We start from the raw sequence: 22,015 nt of genomic DNA, 5'->3' as shown, positions 1-22,015 counted from the left end.
CTGTTTTCACCTACACCGGCAACGCGCTGGTCTTTTTCACGGTGCGCAGCGCCAGCGTGGAGTGCACGCGCACCACGCCGGGCAATTGGGTCAGCACGTCGGTGTGGATGCGCTCGAAGTCGGCCGAGTTGGCATAGGCCACGCGCACCATGTAGTCGGCACCGCCGGCCAGCAGGCAGCATTCAGTCACTTCCGGATGGTGCTGGATGGCCGCCTCGAACGCATCGAGCGCGGCGCGGCCCTGCTGGTCCAGCGTGACCAGCACGAAGGCGGTTCCGGACAGGCCTACGGCCTTTTCGTCGACCAGCATCACGTAGCGCGAGATCAGGCCGCGCTCCTCCAGCAACTTCACCCGCCGCAGGCAGGCCGAGGGCGACAGGTTGATCCGCTGGGCCAGCTCCACATTGGTCAGGCGACCGTCTTCCTGCAGCAATTGCAGGATGCTGCGATCACGCTCATCGAGCTGCGTGGAAGAATATGACATTAAATTTTACTCTCATCGTTATTTCGTAGAATTAAATTCTACATTTATCGACAAAAAGCCAACAAATCCGCGCAAAATTGCTCGTAATCCGGATCATACTTCTGCACTTTCAGGCCAGTGGCCGGCCGCCCCTTACATCCACCCACCAGCAAGAGACTTACTGCCATGCGCATCGGTGTGCCCAAAGAAATCAAGAACCACGAATACCGCGTGGGCCTCATCCCCTCCTCGGTGCAGGAACTGGTGCATCACGGCCACCAGGTGCTGGTGGAAACCGGTGCCGGCCTGGGTGCGGGCATCAACGACGCCGACTACGTGGCGGCGGGTGCCAGCATCGCCCAGGGCGCGGACCAGGTGTTCGCCGAAGCCGACATGATCGTGAAGGTGAAGGAGCCGCTGGCAGCCGAGCGCAAGAAGCTCCGCAAGGGCCAGATCCTGTTCACCTACCTGCACCTGGCACCCGATGCCGTGCAGACCCAGGACCTGATCGACTCCGGCGCCATCTGCATCGCCTACGAAACCGTCACCGCCGCGAACGGCTCGCTGCCGCTGCTGACTCCGATGTCCGAAGTCGCCGGCCGGCTCGCCCCGCAGGTGGGCGCGCATTCGCTGGAGAAGGCCCAGGGTGGCCGCGGCGTGCTGCTGGGTGGCGTGCCGGGCGTGCCGGCGGCTGAAGTGGTGATTCTGGGTGGCGGCGTGTCCGGCAGCCATGCGGCCACCATCGCCGTGGGCATGGGCGCCAAGGTCACCGTGGTCGACCGTTCCGCCGATGCGCTGAAGCGCCTGTCGGCCCAGTTCGGCACCGCCATCTCCACCGTGTTCTCCACCCGCGCCGCGATCGAGGAACTGGTGCGTCGCGCCGACCTGCTGATCGGCACCGTGCTGATCCCGGGTGCTGCCGCGCCGAAGCTGGTTACCCGCGACATGTTGAAGACGATGAAGCCGGGTTCGGTAATCGTCGACGTGGCCATCGACCAGGGCGGCTGCGTGGAAACCTCGCACGCCACCACCCATGCCGATCCCACCTACGTGATCGACGACGTGGTGCACTACTGTGTGGCCAACATGCCGGGCGCCGTGGCACGCACCTCCACCTTCGCGTTGAACAACGTCACCCTGCCATTCGCGCTGGCGCTGGCCGACAAGGGCTGGAAGCAGGCGCTGGCGCAGGACGCGCACCTGCGCAACGGCCTGAACGTGTGCGAAGGCAAGGTCACCTGCGAGCCAGTGGCCCAGGCGCACTCGCTGGAGTACGTGAAGGCGGAAAGCCTGCTCGGACTGTAAGCGGCATGCAATACCGGGGGCTGGCGACAGCCCCCACTCTCGTCATTCCAGCGAAAGCTGGAATCCAGTGCCTTGCGTACACCAGAACCGAAAGTCACTGGATCCCAGCTTTCGCTGGGATGACGCTTAGGGCGACCGGGGGGATTCTGGGTGCGGCGAAGCCGCAATCAACTATCAAGGCCACCCGCCTCCGCGCCCGGCCTTTTCTTCAGGCCGTTTCATCCTCGGCTGCCACGAAACCACCGGTCTGGCGCCGCCACAACCGCGCATACAAGCCCCCGTGCGCAATCAGTTCGGCATGCGTGCCGGTTTCCACGATCACGCCCTTGTCCAGCACCACCAGCCGATCCATCCGGGCGATGGTGGACAAGCGATGGGCGATGGCGATCACCGTCTTGCCCTGCATCAGGATGTCGAGACTTTCCTGGATCGCTGCCTCGGCTTCGGAATCGAGCGCGGAGGTGGCCTCGTCGAGCACCAGGATCGGTGCATCCTTCAACAGCACGCGAGCAATCGCAATGCGCTGGCGCTGGCCACCGCTGAGCTTTACGCCGCGCTCGCCGACCAGCGCGTCGTAACCCGCACGGCCCTCACCATCGGAAAGCGTGGGGATGAACTCATCGGCGCGCGCCTTGCGCACCGCCTCGACCACCTGTGCCTCGCTCGCATCGGGCCGGCCGTACAGGATGTTGTCGCGAATCGACCGATGCAGCAGCGAGGTGTCCTGTGTCACCACGCCGACTTGCGAGCGCAAGCTTTCCTGCGTGACCTGCGCAATGTCCTGGCCATCGATGGTGATGTGCCCGTCTTCCAGGTCATACAGCCGCAGCAGCACGTTGACCAGGGTGGACTTGCCTGCGCCCGACGGCCCGACCACGCCGATCTTCTCGCCTGCACGCACCTGCAGCGACAATCCGGCGATCACCCCACCCTGCTTGCCGTAGTGAAAATGGATGTCGTGGAAATGCACGGCGCCACGGGTCACTTCCAGCGGCATGGCGCCCGCGCGATCCTGCACCAGGCGCGGCTGCGAAATCGTGGTGATGCCGTCCTGCACCGTGCCCACGTCCTCGAAGATGCCGTTGACCACCCACATGATCCAGCCGGACATGTTGGAAATACGGATCACCAGCCCCGTGGACAACGCGATCGCGCCCACCGTCACCCGGCCCTCGCTCCACAGCCACAACGCCAGCGCCGAGGTGCCGGCGATCAGCAGGCCGTTCAACGCAGTGATGCTGGCATCCATCACGGTGGTGACGCGGGTCATGCGCTGGGTTTTTTCGTTCTGTTCGGCCATCGCCTCGGCCACGTAGGCCTCTTCGCGCCGACCGTGCGCGAACAGTTTCAGCGTAAGCACGTTGCCGTAACCGTCCACGATGCGGCCCATCAGCTTTGAACGCGCCGCCGAGGCCAGCCACGAGCGCTGCTTGATGCGCGGAATGAACAGCGCCAAGGCACCGATGTAGAACACCACCCAGGCCAGCAGCGGCAAGGCCAGCCAGACATTGGCATGCGCGAACAGCGCCGCCGCACTGCCGGTATAGACCACCACGTACCAGATCGCATCCACGACCTGCACGGTGGACTGCCGCAACGCGCCGCCGGTCTGCATGATGCGGTTGGCGATGCGCCCGGCGTAGTCGTTCTGGAAGAAACCCAGGCTCTGGCGGATCACGTAACGATGGTTCTGCCAGCGGATGCGCGTGGTGAGATTGGGCACGATGGCCTGGTTCACCAGAAGATCGTGCAGCGCGTTGAAGATCGGTCGCGCCACCACGATGACCACCGCCATCCACAGCAACTCGCGCCCGTGGCGATGGAAGAAGCCGGGCTGCGGCACCTCCTTGGCCAGGTCCACGACCCGGCCAATGAAACCGAACAGCGCCACCTCGATGCCCGCCACGCACAAACCCACCAGCACCACGGCGGCGAACAATGGCCACACCTGGCGCAGGTAGAACAGGTAAAAACGCCCGACCGACGTCGGTGGCATCTCGTCGGCCGGTTCCTTGAACGCATCGATGAGGGATTCGAACCAGCGGAAGATCATGAGCGATGTGCGCAGGGAAGAAGGCCCAAGCGTGGATGCACAACCGCGAGGGCGCAAGGGCCGCGCGTCGTGCGACACGCGGCGAACCTGCGGATCAGCGAGGCGGTCGTCGCCTGCGCGCGGAGGCGCTGGCCACGATGATCGCGATGAGGATCACAACGAGTGAAGCGGTCATGCGCGTTCTCCTGATGAAAATGCCCAGACCACCGGCCGATCGCCTGTGGTCATGGCGTGCGCGGCGCGCGGCGGGACTGCCCGTTCTGGTGCAGCACCAGCGCCACGACCCGGCCGCGCGCATCACGCTGGAAATCCAGCGCCGCCTGCACGGCGGTGTAGGAGAACCGGTCACTGGCCGAGGCAAATACAGGAAGCGCCGGCTGCCCGGTCAACTGCGCATAGAGCTGCCGCCCGCGCCGGCTCACGGTGAACACCATGCCTGGCGCCAGCACGTAACGCCCCACGTACTGCTCCAGCGTCGCTTCCGGCAAGACCTGCAATGGCGGCATCGGCAATGCAGATGACAAGCTCGCCAGGCCCACGCCGGTAAGCAGGTCCGAGGCGTAGCCGTTGGCCAGCAGCACCACCCCGTACTGGTGCCTGGCGTTGAAGCCGATGAAGCTGCTGTAGCCGCCGGTGGCACCGTTGTGCCAGACCACGTCACCATCGGCGCTGGGCGTGGTCATCCAGGCCAGGCCGATGCGCCCCAGCGGGCCGGCGTCACGGCGCGGCTGCTGTGCCAGCCGGATCGCCGCGGCCAGTGGCGTGGACTTCGTGCCCATGCTGGCCTGCAGATAGATCGCCATGTCGTGGCCATCGCTGAGCATCGCGCCCGCACCGGCCAGCGCATCGCGCCAATGCCATGCCGGCGCGGGCGCTCCGTCGGGGCCGTGTCCCGGTGCCAGCCGCGCGCCCTTCGTCGGCGCCGTCACGCCGGTATGCGGCATGCCCAGCGGCTGCAACACATCGCGTTGCAGCAGTGCGCCATAGCCCAAGCTGGCATGGCGAGCCAACGCATAGCCGAGCAGGCCGAAGCCCAGATTGGAATATTCGTAATGCGCACCCGGCTCGCGCGGCAAGGTATAACCAGCCAGAAAGCGCTTCAGCTTGTCCGCGCCGTAATCGGCGTACGGATCGGTCGGCGCCGGCGGGGCCAGGTTGCCCGGCACTCGCGGCAAGCCGGAATACTGCTCGGCCAGCAGGCCCAGGGTGATCGCCTTGCCGTGCAGCGAGGGTATCGACCAGCCCGGCAGCCACTGACCCACCGGGGTATCAAGCGAGGCCTTGCCCTGTTCCAGCTCGCGCGCCAGCAGCAGCGCAGTGAAGGTCTTGCTGAGCGAGCCCAGCTCGAACACGGTATCGGCATCGGGCGCGCGGCCATCGGGCAACTTGCCGTAGCCGTGGATGCTCACGTGGCCGTGGTCGACCACCACCGCGACCAAGGCCGGCGCCACGCCTGCGTCGACCATCGTCGTGGCCATGCGATCGAGACGTGGCGGGACAGACTGCTGGGGGCGCGCATGAACGGGAAGTACCGCGGTTGCCAACGCGGCCATCAGGGTCAGGGACAGACGATGCATCAGGATTTCCTCGTGGCGGGAGTATCGGGAAGCTCCTGCATCACGGCAGCCAGCCGTTGCCGGTAATCGGCCAGCGCCTTGCGGCCGGCCGTAGTGATGCGCAGCTCGGTGAGCGGACGTTTACCGCGGAAACTTTTCTTCACCTCGATCAGGCCACCTGCCTCCAGCTTGCTCATGTGGCTTGAAAGATTGCCCTTGCTGAGCCCGCTGACCTGTTCGAGGAAACCGAACTCCACTTCCTTTGCGTTGGCCAGCACGGCCAGGATCAGCAGCCGCGCCGGCTCGTGCACCAACCGGTCCAGCGCCATCACCTCGCCGATGCGTGACGGTGCACTCATGCCGTCGCGCCATCGCGAAGGCGAGCCATGCGCTCGCGCAAGGCCAGAAAGTGTCGATGCTCGACGACACCGGCAACGATGAATACCACCGCGACCAACGGGAACATCACCGTCATCAACGCCATCGGCGGGTTCGCGGCCGCCGCACTGGTGCCAAGCACCGGATAGGTGAAACCCGCGCACGTCACCGCGGCCTGGCAGAACAGGAACGTACCCACGATGAAGTCCAGTGGACTGCGCAACCAGAACCAGACGACCGGCGCCAGCAGCCAGACCAGTGCGAGATAGCCGTAGTCCCCGGCGTTCAGCGGTCGGGGCTGCGAGGTCACCGCGTAGGTCACCCATATCGCCACGCCAACCACCGTCACCACGCACAAGCGATGCGTGACCCGCACCGACAGCGGTGCCTGCTCTTCCACCCGGCCATAGCGCTGGTAATAGCGCCGCATCAACCACTGCCGTGCCAGCACCCACGCCAGCGGCAGCATCACCAGCACGATACGCAGTGCAGGCGTCAGCGGAAGCAAACCGCCCGCCAGGTACGCCAACAGAGCGAACGCCCCGCCCAGCACCGAGGCTAGGCCGCCAGCGCTGCGCGAGTAGCGCGCGTAGTCGCGGGTCAGGCGCTCCAGTTCGTCCAGCCGGGATGACATGGGGTCGTGCATGAGTCTTGCTCCGAAGTGGCGCGTCAGTAAGTTTGCAACGCAAACTAATTTGCGTCAACTGCATTTCGACACGCTTTACGCTGACACCATCCCGGCAATCCGCCCCAACCGGCTGAACGCAAGCCTAGGCGCGCCGCACGGGCCGATTGACCGCCGCGCAGGCCACGCCGATCATGCGCGCCATGCCATCCCCATCCCCGCGCCTGTCGGTGTTTCAGGCTTTCTTGCTGACCTTTCTGCTGGTGCTCGGCTCGGGCGCGGCATGGGCGCGCCCGGACACAGACCACACTCCGCCGGCGCCCACGCCCGCCCAGACACTGCAGCAACTGGGCGACCAGCTCGACAGCGTGAAAGACGCATTGAAGGATGCGCAGAAAACGCCGGCCGGCGACACGGCACTCGGCGACCTGCGCACGCGTGCCATGCAGGTGCAGGATCAGGCGCGCCAGCTGGCCGACAGCCTGGCGCCGCAGATGACGGCACTGCAGGCCCAGGTCACCGTGCTCGGCCCGCCCCCGGCCAAAGGCGCGCCCGCCGAGGCGCCGGAAGTGGCGGCGCAGCGGCGCCAGTTGGACAAGGCCGAAACCAGCCTCAACGCGCAACTGGTGCAGGCCAGGTCGCTGAACCTGGATGCGTTGCAACTGGTGAGCCAGATCACCGGTCTGCGCAACGACCAGTTCCAGGCGCGCCTGGCCGCGCGCACGGACACGCCGCTGGGCCACGCCTTCTGGAGCGACCAGGCCGACTCGCTACCGAACGACATGGCCCGGTTCCGGCGCCTGGCCAGCCGCTGGAGCGACGCCTGGCACGACGCCTGGCAACCGCCGAACCGGACACCGTTGCAGGCTTTCATGCTGGCCGCGCTGCTGCTGCTTGCCGCCGGCCGCTGGGCGCTGCATCGGCTCTGGCAGCACGTCGCCGCGCACTGGCTACCCGATGGGCACTTGCGGCGCAGTGCCATGGCCACCGTGATGGCCCTGTCCACCACCCTGGTGATCGGACTGGCGGCGCAATGCCTGCACATGGGCATCAATTGGAATGACACCCTGGACAGCGATCTCGATGCCCTGGCTGCTGCGGCAGTCCGCATCGTCTGCTTCGCTGCGCTGATCGCCGGACTGGGCAGCGCCATGCTGTCCGCTCGGCACACCTCGTGGCGATTGCTGCCATTGTCCGACCTCGCCACGCAACGGCTGCGCGCCTACCCCTGGCTGCTCGGCGGCGCGGCGCTGCTCACCGGCCTCACCGAACGCATCATTCGCAGCATAGGCTCCAGCCTTTCAGCGACGGTGCTACTTCACGCCTTGCTGGCATTGATGGTCAGCGCATTGATCGGGCTGGTGCTGCTGCATCTGCGCCACGCGCGGCGCGAAGCTGATGCCAGCGGCGACACGCCGACCCGGCGGCCATTGTGGGTGGGCCTGTTGAGCTTCGCCGCCGCGCTGGGCGTGGTTACGTGCTGGCTGGCGGTGTGCACGGGCTTCATCGCGCTGGCCTTCTTCGTGGCGGTACAGATGCTGTGGACTGGCTTGGTGGCAGCCAGCCTGTACCTGCTGCTGCAGCTGGTAGCCGACCTTTTCGAGGCGCTGCTGTCACCGCGCGGACGCAGCGGCCAGCGCCTGCAGGCAGGTTTCGACCTTGCTCCGGAAACGCTGGAACAAGCATCCACCCTGCTCACCGGCATCAGCCGCGTGCTGCTTGCCTTGTTGGCGCTGACGCTGGTGCTGGTGCCTTTCGACGCCGGTCCGGCCGAGCTGGCGCAGCGCGCGCAACTGCTGTTCGGCGGGCTCAAGCTGGGCCAGCTCAAGATCGAACCGGGTACCGTACTGGGCGCGATCGCGGTGTTCGTGCTGGGGTTGGTGGCACTGCGCGTGCTCAAGCGCTGGCTGGGCGAACAACTGCTGCCCAAGACCACGATGGAACCGGGCATGCGCGACTCCATCGTCACCCTGCTCGGCTACCTGGGCGGCGTGCTGGTCTTCGCGCTGGCGCTGGTGGCGCTGAATGTGAACCTGCAGAGCATCGCCTGGATCGCCAGCGCGCTGTCCGTGGGCATCGGCTTCGGCCTGCAGGCGGTGGTGCAGAACTTCATTTCCGGCTTGATCCTCCTGGTGGAGCGGCCGGTGAAGGTGGGTGACTGGGTCAGTCTGGCCGACGTGGAGGGCGACATCCGCCGCATCAATGTGCGCGCCACCGAAATCCAGTTGGGCGACCGCTCGACCATGATCGTGCCCAACTCGCAACTGATCACGCAGAACGTGCGCAACGTGACGCACAGCAGCGCGCAGGGACGCGTACGCATCCTGCTGCCGATGCCGTTGAGTACCGATGCCGATGCGGCACGCCAGCACATGCTCGAAGCGTTGCACACGCATCCATCAACGCTGGAAACACCGGCTCCGGTGGTCCGGCTGGACGACATCAGCGTCAGTGCGATGACTTTCAGCATCGTCGCCTACGTGCGCAGTCCGCGCGAGGTATCGGGCGTGAAAAGCGACCTGCTGTTCGACATCCTCAAGCGGCTGGGGGCTGCCAACCTGCCGTTGTCCACGCCACAGAGCATGCTGGTGCGCAGGTTGCGCGACGACGACGGGAACACGGACGCAGCGTCCCCCACCACCTGAAGCCGGCATCGCCACTGTTTCGAGCGCACGTCGTGCACGAATAGCTCTTGGCCGGGTATCGCGAAAACCTTTCGCGCACAGGGCGCGCTCCTGCACGGCTTCAACCTGACCCAGAGTGGGGGCGACTTCCCGTGGGAGCAGCTTCAGCCACGACGCCCTCGGCGCGGTCCCCGGAAAAGCGAAAAGCATCGCGACTGAGGCCGTTCCCACCTCGGGAACGCATCCCGGCGATCAATGCCCGAAATGGATCTCTTCGCCTTCGTGGCCGCGATCCCAGCCACGCAATTCGTCGCGGATATAGGCAATGCGCTGGCGGCCGAGCGCATTGCGCTCCTCGTCGAGCACCTGGCCATCCAGCAATTCGGCCAGGCGTTGCGCGATGGGCAGCATGGCATCCCATGCATCCAGTGCCGGCACCGGCGCCGGCAGCGTCATGAAGAAGCTCACGCCGGGCGTGCGCAAGGCGTCAAGTCGCCCCAGGTCGAAGCTGCCGGGCTTGAGCATGTTGGCCACGCTGAAGATCGGTCCCAGCTCGCGCTTGCCGTCGACCAGGCGGTGATAGATGCCCATGTCGCCGAATTCAAGGCCGGCCTTTTCGGCTGCCACGACCAGGTCTGGCCCGTTGAAGTGGGCGCCTTCGCGCGCCATCACGAACAGGGTGACGATGCGTTCCACCTGCATCTGTGCCGGCCGACGACCCAGATCGGAACGCGGTGGCGTGGCAACAGGCGCGGGCGCCGGCGCAGGTGCTGGAGCCGGTACGGGCGCAGGCACAGGAGCCGGTGCCGCGGCAGCGGACGGCAGCGGCGCGGCGCCCTCGCCCGGGCTGCACAGCGTGTTCACGATGGAAGCAGCCGTGCTGCTCATCGGCGGCCGGCTCTTCGGGCTGCCGCCACCGCGTTCGCCGGCCAGCGTGGCGCCGAGCCGTTCGAGCTCTTCGCGCAAGCCCATGTCCAGCTCGCCTTGCTGCGGCGCCGGCTCGGCCGCGCCGCCGGCTGGCTTGCCGAAATCATCGAAAGCCGGATCGTCGGCCAGGCTGTTGCCACCAAGGGTCGGCTCGCGCCGCTCGCCCGTCCCGTGCTCGACCGGGGCAGCCGGGCGCCGACGCCCCTGTTCCTGCTTCGGTTTGCCGAACAACCAGATCAACGCCAGCACGATCACGCCGACGATCAGCAGCGGAATGCCGACGGCGGGGTTCCAGGCAAAGGCGGACACGAGGGGCAGCGTCATCATGGTTTCCTCAAGACTTCTTCACGAGCTCAGGCGGCGCCGGCCAGTTTAGCCGCTTCGGCCAGATCCACCTGCACCAATCGCGACACGCCCGGCTCGCGCATGGTCACGCCGCACAACTGGTGGGCCGCTTCCATGGCGGCCTTGTTGTGGCTGATGAAGATGAACTGCACCTTCTCGCTCATCTCGCGCACCACGTTGGAGAAGCGCCCCACGTTGGCTTCATCCAGCGGCGCGTCCACCTCATCGAGCAGGCAGAACGGCGCCGGGTTGAGGCCGAAGATGGCGAACACCAGCGCGACCGCGGTCAGCGCCTTTTCGCCGCCGGACAGCAACGAAATGTTGGACGGTCGCTTGCCTGGCGGCCGCGCCATGATCGACACGCCGGTGCTGAGCAGGTCGTCGCCGGTGAGTTCCAGGTAGGCGTGGCCGCCGCCGAACAGGCGCGGGAACAGTTCCTGCACGCCGGCGTTGACCTTCTCGAAGGTTTCCTTGAAAAGCATGCGGGTCTCGCGATCGATCTTCTTGATCGCACCCTCCAGCGTTTCCATTGCATCGGTCAGGTCGGTGAGCTGGTTGTCGAGATAGGTCTTGCGCTCGCTCTGCTCGGCATGTTCCTGGATCGCGGCCAGGTTGACCGGCTCCAGCCGCACGATCTTCTGGCCGATATCGACCAGCTGCTGACGCCACTGCGCGGCGTCGACGTCTTCGGGCAACTCGGCCAACAGCGGTTCGAGCTCGAGCCCGGAACCGGTGATCGCCTCGGCCAGTTGCTCGGCGCGCAATTGCAGCGCTTGGGCTGCGAGGCGCTTTTGCGACAAGCCTTCGCGCAGCGCGGACAGCCCCTGCTCGGCCAACTGGCGCTGTTGTTCGAGCTTGCGGAACTCGATGTCGCAATCTTCCAGTGCGCGGCGTGCCTCGACCAGTTGCTTGTCGACCAGCAGGCGCTGGTCGAGGTAAGTCTGCCGCTCGGCTTCCAGTTCGGCGATGGGATCGGAACCGGCCGCGAGCTGCTCGGCAATCTCGCCACGACGCGCTTCGATCTGGCGCAACTGGGTGTCCATGCGCGCCAGCGACTGTTCCAGCGACGCCAGCGAGGAACGCTTGGACTCCAGCGAAAGCGCCAACGCGTGTGATTGGTCGGCCGCCTCGCGCGCGTTCATGCGTGCTTCCTCGCGCGCCTCCAGCAAGGCGCGGCGCTCGTTCTCCAGCTCGCGGCGCTGGTCCTCCAGATCGCCCATGTGGTTGACCGACTCGTCCAGCCGCGCACGCGCTTCGCGGGTCTGGCCCTGCATCTCGTCGATCTGCTCGATCAGGGCCGACAATTCGCCAGCCACTTTCTCTGCGCGGGCGCGAGCCGTTTCCACCTTGCCGCGGTGGCTTTGCAACTGGCCGGCCAACTCGGACTGACGGCGATGTGCGTTGTACAGCTCGCGCTGCGCATCGTCACGAGCGCGCTCGGCCTCGAACTTGCTCGTGCGCAGCAGCTCCAGTTGTTCGCCGGCTTCTTCCAGTTGCGCTTCCAGCGTGGCGACCTGTTCGGTCAGCGTACGCAGCTCGCGTTCGCGCGCCAGCACGCCGACCTGGTTGCCCTGCGCCCGACGCACGCGCGCCCAGTGCGAGGCCAGCCATTCGCCACCACGGGTGATGACGGACTGCCCGGCGTCGAGCGAGCCGACCCGTTGGCGTGCTTCATCCAGCGTGTCGGCGGTCTGCACGCGAGCCAGCAGCTGCAGCGCCGAGACCGGACCACGCACACGCGCCGCCAGCGTGCCGGCAGCACCGGGCTCGCCCGGCTCGGCATGCAGCAAGGCGATATCGGCCTCGCCGAGATCGTTGAATTCGGCGGCCAGCGCCACCGGGTCGTCGACCAGCACCCCGTCGAGCAGGCCGGCCAGCACGGTTTCCACTGCCGCTTCCCAACCGGCATCCACCTGCAGCGAAGCACCGAGGCGGCGCGCCTTGTCCAGGCCGAGCTTGCCCAGCCATTCGCTGGCGGCACTTTCTTCCTGACCCAGCGCCGCGGTCTGCAGCGCTTCCAGCGAGGCCTGTCGACCCCGGGCTGTCTGCAGTTGCTGGCGCGCTTCGTTCAACGAGGACTGCAGCTGGCGTTCTTCATCGAGGATCTTCTCGTGATTGCCCTTGTGCTGATCGAGCAGGCTGCCCAGCGACTCGACGCGCTCGCGCTGGGTCTCGTGCTCCTGGCCGAGCTGTTCGGCGGCGGCATCGAGGGCAGCGACATCGGTAGCTTTCTGTTCCGTCTCCAGCGCTTCGCGTCGGCGGCCGAGATCGAGCGCCTGGCGATCGAGATAGTTGAGCTTGGTGCGCTCCACTTCCGCAGCGCGGTTGGATTCGCCAGCCGTGCGTGTATGCGTGTCCCAGCGCTGCTGCCAATCGGCCAGCTTCGCTTCGGTGCTGCGCTGGGCCTCGGCGGTGTCGTCCTGCATCTGCTGCAGGGCTTCCAGCTTCGGCTCGCCCTCGGCCAGCGCCATGCGCAGCGCCTCGGTCTGTTGTCGATCCGCACCGATGTGCTCGGCCAGCTCGGCGTGCTCACGCTCGACCTCGGTCTGCGCACGCACCAGGCGCTCGGCATTTTCCTTGTTGTGGCGCACCTGCTGCTCGACACGGGCGATCTCGGCACCGACCTTGTATACGTCGGCCTGCACGGCGTTCAGGTGCTCACTGGCGCCATTGTGACGCTCGCGCACACTTTCCAGTTGCGCCTCGATCTGGCGCTGGCCGGCAAGCTGTTTCTCGATCTCGATCTCGGCGGCGGACAGGCCTTCGCCCTCGCCGTCGTGCTGGCTCTTCAGCGCCCGGTATTCCAGCGCACGCAGTTCGGCTTCCTTGCGCGTCTGCTCTTCCTTCAGCGCCTTCCAGCGCTCGGCCGCACGGGCCTGGCGGTTCAGATGCTCAAGCTGTTTGTCCACCTCGTCGCGCACGTCCTTCACGCGGTCGAGATTCTCGCGGGTCGACTTGATGCGGCTCTCGGTTTCCTTGCGGCGCTCCTTGTACTTGGAGATGCCGGCCGCCTCTTCCAGATGCGTGCGCAGCTCTTCCGGATGCGCCTCGATGATCTGCGAGATCATGCCCTGCTCGATGATCGAGTAGCTGCGCGGGCCCAGGCCAGTGCCGAGAAACAGGTCGGTGATGTCGCGACGACGGCAACGTGCACCGTTGAGGTAGTACGACGACTGTCCGTCGCGGGTGACCTGGCGCTTCACCGAGATTTCGGCGTACTGGCCGTATTCGCCCTGGATCGAGCCGTCGGCGTTGTCGAAGATCAGCTCCACCGTGGCCTGGCCCACCGGCTTGCGCGAGGTGGAGCCGGAGAAGATCACGTCGGTCAGCGAATCGCCACGCAAGCGGCTGGCCGCGCTCTCGCCCATCACCCAGCGCACCGCGTCGATGATGTTGGACTTGCCGCAACCGTTCGGCCCCACCACGCCCGTCATGTTGGCGGTCAGGTGCAGCGTGGTCGGATCGACGAAGGACTTGAATCCGGCAAGTTTGATGGTGGTGAGACGCATGAAATGTCCGTGGAAAGAATCAGATACGGCTGGCGTGCAGGACAGCCAGCCAAGTGTCCCGGATCAGGCCCGTATCGGCAAATGGTCGTGCCTGCGCACGGCCACCACGACACCCGCCAAGTTACTGAACATGAACGATCTGTCCATTTTGCAGCACCCTGTAACGAGCTTGCGCGGCACTATCGAAACGGACCGATGGAACAAACAGGGGAAGCAGGGTACGCAGGTCCGGCGTGCCCCGGAAAATCGACAGGTAACCGGGCACGGCGGCGTTTTCGAAGACCGGGCGCGGATTTCGGATCACCGCAAGCCCTTGCCGCAAGTGCGCCAGATAGGCATGCGATTCAGCCATCAGCCACAGGTTGCTCCAGGTCGCATGACGGCTCGTCCGAATATCGGAGGCATTCAGCCCGGCAAAAGCCAGCACCGCGAGGAATCCCGCCGACCAGGCCACCTTTCTGCCCGTTGCGGAGGTCGGAACAAATGCTGTGCGCGCCCACCAGATCCCGATGAACAGCACCGCCAAATGGAGTTCCTCGTATCCGAACCGATATTGGTGCGGAGACATCAGTCCGAACAAGGCGATGCGATTGGACATGACGATCGGCAGGTTGTCGAGCATCAGTACCAGCAGCAAGGCCGGCAACACCTTCCAGCCTCCACGCCGCCGGCCAACGCCCCACAACAGCATTGCCAAGCCTGCCGCGAGCATCGTGGCCAGCTGCCACGACCAACCGTGCGCGGGGACGTCGCGAGCCGTTTCCACACCGATGCCGGATGCCCCGGCGAACAGCACCTTCACGAACTCCAGGTCCGCCCTGAGAGCCGGCATCAGGGACGCTTGGGCGCTGCCGGGGTGAAGCAGGAGATAGACAAGCACATAGATACCGGATCCCACCACCAGCAATAGCGGCGGCCGCGCATGATGCAGCAGACGTTCGCGGAAGCGCTGTTCCCCGGCCAGATACCCTGCGACAAGCATGTGCAGGGGAATCATCACTGCCTTTTCGTAAAACCCGAAAGCCAGCACGAATGCCAATGCGGCCATCCACAAGTGGCGCGAACGTCCGCCCTTCAACCACGCCAGGTAATGGTAGATGGCGCACATGTCGAAAAAGACATAGGGCACCCGATGTTCGGCATGCGCCCACCAGGCCAGACCGTAGATCACCAGCCCCGACGCGGCATAACCACACACCAGCAGGCCGCCCGACTTGTCCAGGCCAAGCAAGCGCAGGCTGGCGGCAAGATAGACCAGCGTCCCCACATGGAATGCCAGCATCACCGCAACCGCCACCCCGAACGCCATCGGGTCGACGTGGTACACCAGCCAGCTGAGCAGGCGATGCAACGGCACGTAGTGCACATCGGTGGGCATCAGCACGAACTGCCAGAAACCCGTGTGCTGCATCAGGACCAGGTTGTCCAGATCGTCATTGCTGAAATCGCTGTAACGCAACAGATACCAGGCGGTATAGACAACCAGCAGGACCAGCAAGCCGAGGGTTGCTGCCCGGGCGGCACGTTCCCAGGCGAATCCGTCGCGGGGCCGGTCCGGCATCGTTCACTCCTCGATTGGCGAATCAGACTGCAACAGGCGACTCACTCCGGCCATGCCGCGCTCAGGGCGCCTTGGCATCGATGGACAGGGCGTGAATGCCATCGTTCATCAGGTCATCCAGGGCAGCGTAGACCATGCGATGCCGTTTCACCGGCAGCATGCCCGTGAAGGCTGCGCTGACCATGCGCACATGGAAATGCCCCTTGCCGGCATTAGCGTGCCCGGCGTGTTTGTGGCCCTCGTCCAGCACGTCCAGTTCGACGGGCGCCAGCGCCGCGATCAGGCGCTGGCGGATCTCGTCGACCATAGGCTCGCTCACGGCAGGACCTTGCGGAACGGCTTGATCTCCACGTCCGCATACACGTCAGCGGCCACGTAGGGGTCGGCCTTGGCCCAGGTTTCGGCGTCGGCCTGGCTGGCGAACTCGGCAATGATCAGGCTGCCGGTGAAGCCGGCCGGACCGGGATTTTCCGATTCGATCGCAGGAAACGGACCCGCCAGCAGCATGCGCCCTTCGTTCTGCAAGGCATTCAGTCGCTCCAGATGCGCGGGCCGCGCCGCCATGCGCTTGTCGAGGGAACCGGGATGATCCTTGGCGATGATGGCAAACCACATGATGCAGACTCCGTAGCTGGGGCGATTCACCATTTTACCCGACTGCGCCCTGTCGCACGGGATTCCGGAAAATCATCACCCGGAGGCTTTCGGACCAAGGCGTCCGGTCGGCGCCCGACGGCCTTCCGCCGGAGTGGCATCCTGAAACGCCGAAGGCCCGCACGCGGCGGGCCTTCGGGGCTTGCGTCATCCGCAAATTCAGCCTTCCGGCCGCATGTACGGGAACAGCAGCACGTCGCGGATCGAGGCCGAGCCGGTAAGCAGCATCACCAGCCGGTCGATGCCGATGCCGAGGCCGCCGGTGGGCGGCAGGCCCACCTCCAGCGCGCGGATGTAGTCGGCGTCGAAGTGCATCGCCTCGTCGTCGCCGGCGTCCTTGGCTTCCACCTGGGCCTTGAAACGGGCGGCCTGGTCTTCCGGATCGTTCAATTCGGAGAAGCCGTTGGCCAGTTCCTTGCCGTTGACGAACAACTCGAAGCGGTCGGTGATGCCCTTGTCGCTGTCGTTCTCGCGCGCCAGCGGCGAAACCTCGACCGGATGCTGGGTGATGAAGGTGGGCTGGATCAGGGTGTGCTCCACCGTCTTCTCGAAGATTTCCAGCAGCAGTTTGCCCCAGCCGTAACCGTCCTTGACCTGCACGCCGAGACGTTTCGCATGCGCAGCCATCGCCGCGCGGTCGCGCAATTCCTCGCGCTTGATGTCGGGGTTCAGCTCCAGCACCGCATCTTCCATCGTCCAGCGGCGGAAAGCCGGGCCCACGTCGACCTGCGCGCCATCCCAGGTCAATTCGGTGCTGCCGATCACCGCCTTGGCCGTCTCGCGGATCACGCTCTCGGTAAGGTCCATGATCTCGTTGTAGGTGGCGTACGCCTGGTACAACTCGAGCATGGTGAACTCGGGGTTGTGCCGGGTCGACACGCCCTCGTTGCGGAAGTTGCGGTTGATCTCGTAGACGCGGTCGAAGCCGCCGACCACCAGGCGCTTGAGGTACAGCTCCGGCGCCACGCGCAGGTAGAGATCCATGTCCAGCGCGTTGTGGTGGGTGATGAAGGGCTTGGCCGTGGCACCGCCGGGGATGACGTGCATCATCGGCGTTTCCACCTCCATGAAGCGGCGCGGCGCGGCCTCCAGCCACTGGCGGATGAAGCCGATGATGCGCGAGCGCTTCTGGAAGGTGTCGCGCGCTTCCTCGGTGACGATCAGGTCGACATAGCGCTGGCGATAGCGCTGCTCGACGTCGGCCATGCCGTGATGCTTGTCCGGCAGCGGGCGCAGGCTCTTGGTCAGCAGGCGCAGCTGATCCGTCTTGATCGACAATTCGCCGGTCTTGGTACGCATCAGCACGCCTTCGGCGCCCACGATGTCGCCCATGTCCCAACCCTTGAAGGCGTCGTAGACCTCGCCCACGGTGCCGGCATGCACGAACAGCTGGATGCGCCCGGTCATGTCCTGCAACTGCACGAAACTGACCTTGCCCTGCACGCGCTTGAGCACGATGCGACCAGCCACCTTGACCCGACGCGCCGAGGCCTCGATCGCTTCGGCCGTATGCACCTCACGGTCGGCGAACTCGTCCTGCAGGTCACCGGCAAAGCTGTCGACCTTGAAGTCGTTGGGGAAGGCGATGCCCTGCCCGCGCAACGCTTTCAGTTTCTCGCGACGCTCGGCGATCAGCTTGTTCTCGTCGATGATCGGGGTATCGGTGGCTTCGCTCATGGGGCTTCCGTGGTGGCCGGCGCGCTCACGTCGGCTGATGCTGATTTTCTTGTGGAGTGACTCGATATTTCCGTTCGTGCCGAGCGTAGCTTGCGACAACGGGCGGGGTCGAAGCGCCAGGCGGCGCGGCCCTTCGACTCCACCCCTGCGGGCCTGCGCTCGGGGCGAACGGGATCATGCTGAAAACCCGGGCGATCAACCGCCCTTGCCAAACACCTTCTTTGTTGCGTCCTTGGTGGCTTCCCAGCCTTCTTTCGCGCCGTGACCAATGGCGATGCCGGCCTTTTTCGCACCATGGCCGATGCCTACGCCGGCCTCCTTGGCGCCGTGTCCGACCTTTTTCGCCACGCGGCGGGTCGCATGACCCACGTCGCGGGCACCATCGGCCACACCATGGCCTACGGTTTTCGCATCCTGCTTGACGTCCTGGCCGAAGCCTCCCGGGCTGGCCTGCGCCACCACGCCGTACGTCGCGAGTAGCGCGCCGGCGATCAGGATGCCGCAGATCTTCTTGCTGTTCATGGCATGACTCCCGTTCGGTAAGAGCTAAGGAAAACGGATCAACACTTACGCATCCGCACGTTTGGAACCGGCCTCCAGGCCGGACTTCAAGCTGGCCTCGATGAATTCGTCCAGGTCGCCGTCCAGCACCTTCTGCGTATCGGTGCGCTCGACGCCCGTACGCAGGTCCTTGATGCGGCTCTGGTCCAGCACATAGTTGCGGATCTGACTGCCCCAGCCGATGTCGGACTTGGTCGCTTCCAGCGCGTCCCGCTCGGCATTGCGCTTCTGCATCTCCAGCTCGTACAGCTTGGCGGCCAGCATCTTCATCGCGGTGTCGCGGTTCTGGTGCTGGCTGCGGCCAGTCTGGCAGGCCACCACGGTATTGGTCGGGATATGCGTGATGCGCACCGCCGACTCGGTCTTGTTGACGTGCTGGCCGCCGGCGCCGGATGAACGATACACGTCGGTGCGCAGATCGGCCGGGTTGATGTCGATCTCGATGCTGTCATCGACTTCCGGCGACACGAACACCGAGGTGAAGCTGGTATGCCGGCGGTTGTCCGAATCGAACGGCGACTTGCGCACCAGCCGGTGCACGCCGATCTCGGTCTTCAGCCAGCCGTAGGCGTAGTCGCCCTCGACGCGGATGGTGGCGGACTTGATGCCGGCCACGTCGCCGCCGCTGGCTTCCATCAGCTCGGCCTTCCAGCCGCGCGACTCGCACCAGCGCAGGTACATGCGCAGCAGCATTTCGGCCCAGTCCTGCGCCTCGGTGCCGCCGGCGCCGGCCTGGATGTCGACGAAGGCGTTGCAGGCATCCATCTTGCCCGAGAACATGCGCTGGAATTCCAGCTTGTCGACCTTCGATTCAAGCTTGGCCAGGTCGTCGATCACCGATTGGGCGGTTTCGTCATCGCTGTCCGCGACGGCCATGTCCAGCAGCTCGTCGGCATCGGTGAGGCCGGCAGTGAGCGTGTCGATGCCATCGACCACGGTATGCAGGCGGGCGCGTTCGCGGCCCAGTTCCTGCGCGCGCGGCGGATCGTCCCAGACAGTGGGACTCTCCAGTTCGCGGGTTACTTCCTCAAGGCGTTCGCTCTTGGAAGCGTAGTCAAAGATACCCCCTAAGCGACTCGACGCGGCCCCGAAGGTCCGCAATCTGCGCATGGATGGGATTGGTCTCGATCATGGTCGGAATCATGGGGAAAACGGCCGTCCATGGTAGCAGAGCGCATGCCGGCGAGGCATGCGCCCGGATAAACGGACCGCCGTGCGAGCGGACCCGTTTCAGCCCACGGCGTGCTCGTGCACCCCCTTCACCGCCCGGCCGGACGGATCGGCCGCATTGGCGAACGCGGGATCCCACGCCAGCGCGGCCGGCGACGAACAGGCAATCGACTTGCCACTCGGCACCGTGGCGGCGCAAGCCTCACCCGGGTAGTGCTGTTCGAAGATGCGGCGATAGAAATACGCCTCCTTGGTGGCCGGCGTGTTGAACGGATAACGCGCCGCGGCCGCGGCGAATTCACGATCGCTCACCGATTGCTCGGCATGCGCCTTCAAGCCATCGATCCAGCCATAGCCGACGCCGTCGCTGAACTGCTCCTTCTGCCGCCACAGAATCTCCTTCGGCAACGCGCCCTCGAAGGCTTCGCGCAACACGGCTTTCTCGATCCTGCCCTGCCCGGCCATCTTGTATTTCGCATCCATGCCCATCGCCACGTCGATGAACTCCAGGTCGAGGAACGGCACCCGCGCCTCGACGCCCCAGGCCATCATCGACTTGTTGGCACGCAGGCAATCGTAGCTGTGCAAGGCATCCAGCTTGCGCACGGTTTCCTCGTGGAAAGCTTCGGCGGACGGTGCCTTGTGGAAGTACAGGTAGCCGCCGAAGATCTCGTCCGAGCCCTCACCGGACAGCACCATCTTCACGCCCATCGCCTTGATCCGCCGCGCCAGCAGGTACATCGGCGTGGCCGCGCGGATGGTGGTGACGTCGTAGGTCTCGATATGGCGGATCACCTCCGGCAGCGCGTCCAGCCCTTCCCAGAAGGTGTAGACGAAACCGTGATGCACGGTGCCCAGCGCATCGGCGGCCACCTGCGCGGCGGCCAGGTCGGGCGAGCCTTCCAGCCCGATCGCGAAGGAATGCAGGCGCGGCCACCAGGCCTCGCTGCGATCGTTGTCTTCGACCCGCTCGCGCGCGAAATGCGCGGCACAGGCGGCGACCAGCGAGGAATCCAGGCCGCCGGACAACAACACGCCGTACGGCACGTCGGTCATCAACTGGCGATGCACAGCCTGCTCGAACGCCTGGCGCAATTCGGCTGGCGTCGGCGTATGGCCCTGCGTCGCCGCGTACTCGCGCCATGGCTTGCTGTAGTAGCGGCGCAGTTCGCCGCTGGCGCTGTCGTAAACGTGGCCCGGCGGGAAAGCCGACACATCCGCGCACACGCCTGCCAATGCCTTCATTTCCGAGGCCACGCACAGCCGCCCCTGCGCGTCGTGGCCCCAGTACAGCGGACACACCCCGATCGGGTCACGCGCGATCAGGTAACGCTTCGCCTCGCCATCCCACAGAGCGAAGGCGAAGATGCCGTTGAGTTGTTCCACGAAGTCGGCGCCCACATCGCGATACAGCGCGTTGATCACTTCGCAGTCCGACCCGGTGGTGAAGTCGTAATCACTGGCTTCACGCAACTCGCGGTGGTTGTAGATTTCGCCGTTCACCGCCAGCGCCAGCGCGCCGTCGCGTGAACGCAACGGCTGCGCGCCACTGGCCGGGTCGACGATGGCCAGGCGCTCGTGCACCAGGATCACCCCGGCATCGACAAACACGCCACTCCAGTCCGGCCCTCGATGACGCTGGCGCTGCGACAGTTCCAGCGCCTGCCGGCGCAACGCGGACAGGTCGTCGCCTGGCTGCAAGTCGAACATCCCGAAGATCGAACACATGATTGAAACCCCTCCGTTGTTTTTGAAAGTCGGCCATGGATGGCCGGTTTGTCTTTGCGCGGATGGATTCGCGCCATAGTTACCGCAAGTCGGCCATGGATGGCCGGGGTTGCTCTTGCGTGGATGGATCCACGCACGGGTAAGGCGCGCAGAAAAAGAGAAGGCCCGCACTGGGCGGGCCTTCGTCGCGTATGTTTCGTGGAAACTTGAAGCTACGCGCGGGCCCGCCAACGATTGGCGTTATTGTTCGCGCGATTATTGTTGACGGCCGGCACGAAGCTCTGCGCGGAAAGCGCAGTGACGTTCGGGAAGCAGGCAGTCAACGTGGTCATGCGTCGACTAGAACAGATTGGACGTCCATCTGCAAGTGACCATCCGGACTAACCTCCATCATCCACCCGCGGCTCACTGATCCAGCGCCGGGCCGTTTCCAGCTCGGCGTTGGCGAACAGGCGGAAATCCGCCGGCATGGCAAACCCCATGGCGGTGGCGGTCATGCGCAGCCACGCCACGTCGGTGACCAGCGCCACCCGGTCCCAGCCGCTGAAATGGCGCAAACCCAGCTTCGCGTCGTCCCACATCGCCCCCGGGTCGAAACCGGTGAAATCATCGCCGGCGTGGTACAGCAGGCGCAGCTTGCGGTTGAGCGAGAAAGCGGCCTCGATATCGGGCACGATCACGCGCTCGTAATCGTCGGCCGTCACCTGTCCGCGCGCCCGGAATCCCAACGCACCGGCCGGCAGGTTTTCCAGTTGTTCGATCATGGCTTGCTCCGCTTGGCGACTACCTGCAGCGAAGCATAATCCCCGTCACTGAAAGCGTGTGCGAAATCGCCATGGAGGCTCACGCGTGCTTAACGCCCAGCCGCGTTGGCTGCGA

17 protein-coding genes are annotated in these 22,015 nt (G+C 65.4%); 2 read left to right on the top strand and 15 right to left on the bottom strand.

The genetic code is table 11. The annotated features are described in order from the left end of the window. Window positions 1–10: 10 nt before the first annotated feature. Window positions 11–484 (bottom strand): Lrp/AsnC family transcriptional regulator, encoded by a 474-nt coding sequence (locus BMY90_RS09075; RefSeq protein WP_008212334.1) that lies wholly within the window; start codon window positions 482–484, stop codon window positions 11–13. 165 nt (window positions 485–649) lie between these two features. Here BMY90_RS09075 and ald point away from each other — a divergent pair, with 165 nt between their 5' ends. Then, window positions 650–1,768, top strand: a complete 1,119-nt coding sequence (gene ald, locus BMY90_RS09070) for an alanine dehydrogenase (RefSeq protein ID WP_092703406.1) — start codon at window positions 650–652, stop codon at window positions 1,766–1,768. Window positions 1,769–1,976: 208 nt separating this feature from the next. On the opposite strand, the gene BMY90_RS09065 is transcribed toward ald, so the two are convergent. From BMY90_RS09065 to BMY90_RS09050, 4 genes are all read right to left on the bottom strand, one after another. Continuing rightward, on the bottom strand, window positions 1,977–3,818 hold the full coding sequence (locus tag BMY90_RS09065) for an ABC transporter ATP-binding protein (RefSeq protein ID WP_175481549.1): 1,842 nt from the start codon (window positions 3,816–3,818) through the stop codon (window positions 1,977–1,979). A 227-nt stretch (window positions 3,819–4,045) separates the two neighbouring features. Continuing rightward, the gene (locus BMY90_RS09060) at window positions 4,046–5,398 is read right to left on the bottom strand and encodes a serine hydrolase (protein ID WP_092703402.1); all 1,353 of its coding nucleotides are present in this window, start codon (window positions 5,396–5,398) and stop codon (window positions 4,046–4,048) included. Further along, entirely contained in the window at window positions 5,398–5,736 is a 339-nt protein-coding gene (locus BMY90_RS09055) for a transcriptional regulator (RefSeq protein ID WP_008217170.1), read from the bottom strand. Before BMY90_RS09055 ends, BMY90_RS09060 begins: the two co-directional genes overlap by 1 nt. Further along, window positions 5,733–6,401: a hypothetical protein gene (locus BMY90_RS09050; RefSeq protein ID WP_139201728.1), complete on the bottom strand. Its 669-nt coding sequence runs from the start codon at window positions 6,399–6,401 to the stop codon at window positions 5,733–5,735. Before BMY90_RS09050 ends, BMY90_RS09055 begins: the two co-directional genes overlap by 4 nt. A gap of 182 nt (window positions 6,402–6,583) precedes the next feature. Here BMY90_RS09050 and BMY90_RS09045 point away from each other — a divergent pair, with 182 nt between their 5' ends. Then, window positions 6,584–9,025 (top strand): DUF3772 domain-containing protein, encoded by a 2,442-nt coding sequence (locus tag BMY90_RS09045; RefSeq protein ID WP_245734997.1) that lies wholly within the window; start codon window positions 6,584–6,586, stop codon window positions 9,023–9,025. Window positions 9,026–9,256: 231 nt separating this feature from the next. On the opposite strand, the gene zipA is transcribed toward BMY90_RS09045, so the two are convergent. From zipA to BMY90_RS08995, 10 genes are all read right to left on the bottom strand, one after another. Next, window positions 9,257–10,255: a cell division protein ZipA gene (zipA, locus tag BMY90_RS09040; RefSeq protein ID WP_092703396.1), complete on the bottom strand. Its 999-nt coding sequence runs from the start codon at window positions 10,253–10,255 to the stop codon at window positions 9,257–9,259. Between the two features lie 29 nt (window positions 10,256–10,284). Then, entirely contained in the window at window positions 10,285–13,785 is a 3,501-nt protein-coding gene (gene smc / locus BMY90_RS09035; protein WP_092703395.1) for a chromosome segregation protein SMC, read from the bottom strand. Window positions 13,786–13,906: 121 nt separating this feature from the next. Continuing rightward, entirely contained in the window at window positions 13,907–15,346 is a 1,440-nt protein-coding gene (locus BMY90_RS09030; RefSeq protein ID WP_092703393.1) for a hypothetical protein, read from the bottom strand. 61 nt (window positions 15,347–15,407) lie between these two features. Then, window positions 15,408–15,653: a BolA family protein gene (locus tag BMY90_RS09025; RefSeq protein WP_092703391.1), complete on the bottom strand. Its 246-nt coding sequence runs from the start codon at window positions 15,651–15,653 to the stop codon at window positions 15,408–15,410. 8 nt (window positions 15,654–15,661) lie between these two features. Continuing rightward, entirely contained in the window at window positions 15,662–15,961 is a 300-nt protein-coding gene (locus tag BMY90_RS09020; protein WP_008211999.1) for a YciI family protein, read from the bottom strand. Between the two features lie 198 nt (window positions 15,962–16,159). Then, window positions 16,160–17,677 (bottom strand): lysine--tRNA ligase, encoded by a 1,518-nt coding sequence (gene lysS / locus BMY90_RS09015; RefSeq protein WP_092703389.1) that lies wholly within the window; start codon window positions 17,675–17,677, stop codon window positions 16,160–16,162. Window positions 17,678–17,872: 195 nt separating this feature from the next. Continuing rightward, a complete protein-coding gene (locus BMY90_RS09010; RefSeq protein ID WP_037100049.1) occupies window positions 17,873–18,199 on the bottom strand; it encodes a hypothetical protein in 327 nt (108 codons plus the stop codon). A 45-nt stretch (window positions 18,200–18,244) separates the two neighbouring features. Next, window positions 18,245–19,370, bottom strand: a protein-coding gene (gene prfB / locus BMY90_RS09005; protein WP_139201727.1) for a peptide chain release factor 2 whose coding sequence is annotated in 2 segments (ribosomal slippage) — window positions 18,245–19,294 and window positions 19,296–19,370 — 1,125 coding nt in all. Because the reading frame shifts where the segments join, the coding sequence is not laid out codon by codon here. A gap of 98 nt (window positions 19,371–19,468) precedes the next feature. Next, entirely contained in the window at window positions 19,469–21,136 is a 1,668-nt protein-coding gene (gene asnB / locus BMY90_RS09000; protein WP_092703388.1) for an asparagine synthase B, read from the bottom strand. 380 nt (window positions 21,137–21,516) lie between these two features. Continuing rightward, window positions 21,517–21,900, bottom strand: coding sequence for a SpoIIAA family protein (locus BMY90_RS08995; RefSeq protein ID WP_008212012.1), 384 nt, complete (start codon window positions 21,898–21,900; stop codon window positions 21,517–21,519). Between the last annotated feature and the right edge of the window lie 115 nt (window positions 21,901–22,015).

The organism is Rhodanobacter glycinis (genome assembly GCF_900114325.1).
In the GTDB taxonomy this organism is placed as follows: domain Bacteria; phylum Pseudomonadota; class Gammaproteobacteria; order Xanthomonadales; family Rhodanobacteraceae; genus Rhodanobacter_A; species Rhodanobacter_A glycinis.
Note: the sequence above shows the minus strand (reverse complement) of the source record. Positions and strands in the feature narration are given on the sequence as shown.

What these genes read in the sequence shown, in the direction of transcription:
- BMY90_RS09075 (WP_008212334.1), bottom strand. Translation starts at nt 484, where the DNA reads ATGTCATATTCTTCCACGCAGCTCGATGAGCGTGATCGCAGCATCCTG.
- ald (WP_092703406.1), top strand. Translation starts at nt 650, where the DNA reads ATGCGCATCGGTGTGCCCAAAGAAATCAAGAACCACGAATACCGCGTG.
- BMY90_RS09060 (WP_092703402.1), bottom strand. Translation starts at nt 5,398, where the DNA reads ATGCATCGTCTGTCCCTGACCCTGATGGCCGCGTTGGCAACCGCGGTA.
- BMY90_RS09055 (WP_008217170.1), bottom strand. Translation starts at nt 5,736, where the DNA reads ATGAGTGCACCGTCACGCATCGGCGAGGTGATGGCGCTGGACCGGTTG.
- BMY90_RS09050 (WP_139201728.1), bottom strand. Translation starts at nt 6,401, where the DNA reads ATGCACGACCCCATGTCATCCCGGCTGGACGAACTGGAGCGCCTGACC.
- BMY90_RS09045 (WP_245734997.1), top strand. Translation starts at nt 6,584, where the DNA reads ATGCCATCCCCATCCCCGCGCCTGTCGGTGTTTCAGGCTTTCTTGCTG.
- zipA (WP_092703396.1), bottom strand. Translation starts at nt 10,255, where the DNA reads ATGACGCTGCCCCTCGTGTCCGCCTTTGCCTGGAACCCCGCCGTCGGC.
- smc (WP_092703395.1), bottom strand. Translation starts at nt 13,785, where the DNA reads ATGCGTCTCACCACCATCAAACTTGCCGGATTCAAGTCCTTCGTCGAT.
- BMY90_RS09030 (WP_092703393.1), bottom strand. Translation starts at nt 15,346, where the DNA reads ATGCCGGACCGGCCCCGCGACGGATTCGCCTGGGAACGTGCCGCCCGG.
- BMY90_RS09025 (WP_092703391.1), bottom strand. Translation starts at nt 15,653, where the DNA reads ATGGTCGACGAGATCCGCCAGCGCCTGATCGCGGCGCTGGCGCCCGTC.
- BMY90_RS09020 (WP_008211999.1), bottom strand. Translation starts at nt 15,961, where the DNA reads ATGTGGTTTGCCATCATCGCCAAGGATCATCCCGGTTCCCTCGACAAG.
- lysS (WP_092703389.1), bottom strand. Translation starts at nt 17,677, where the DNA reads ATGAGCGAAGCCACCGATACCCCGATCATCGACGAGAACAAGCTGATC.
- BMY90_RS09010 (WP_037100049.1), bottom strand. Translation starts at nt 18,199, where the DNA reads ATGAACAGCAAGAAGATCTGCGGCATCCTGATCGCCGGCGCGCTACTC.
- asnB (WP_092703388.1), bottom strand. Translation starts at nt 21,136, where the DNA reads ATGTGTTCGATCTTCGGGATGTTCGACTTGCAGCCAGGCGACGACCTG.
- BMY90_RS08995 (WP_008212012.1), bottom strand. Translation starts at nt 21,900, where the DNA reads ATGATCGAACAACTGGAAAACCTGCCGGCCGGTGCGTTGGGATTCCGG.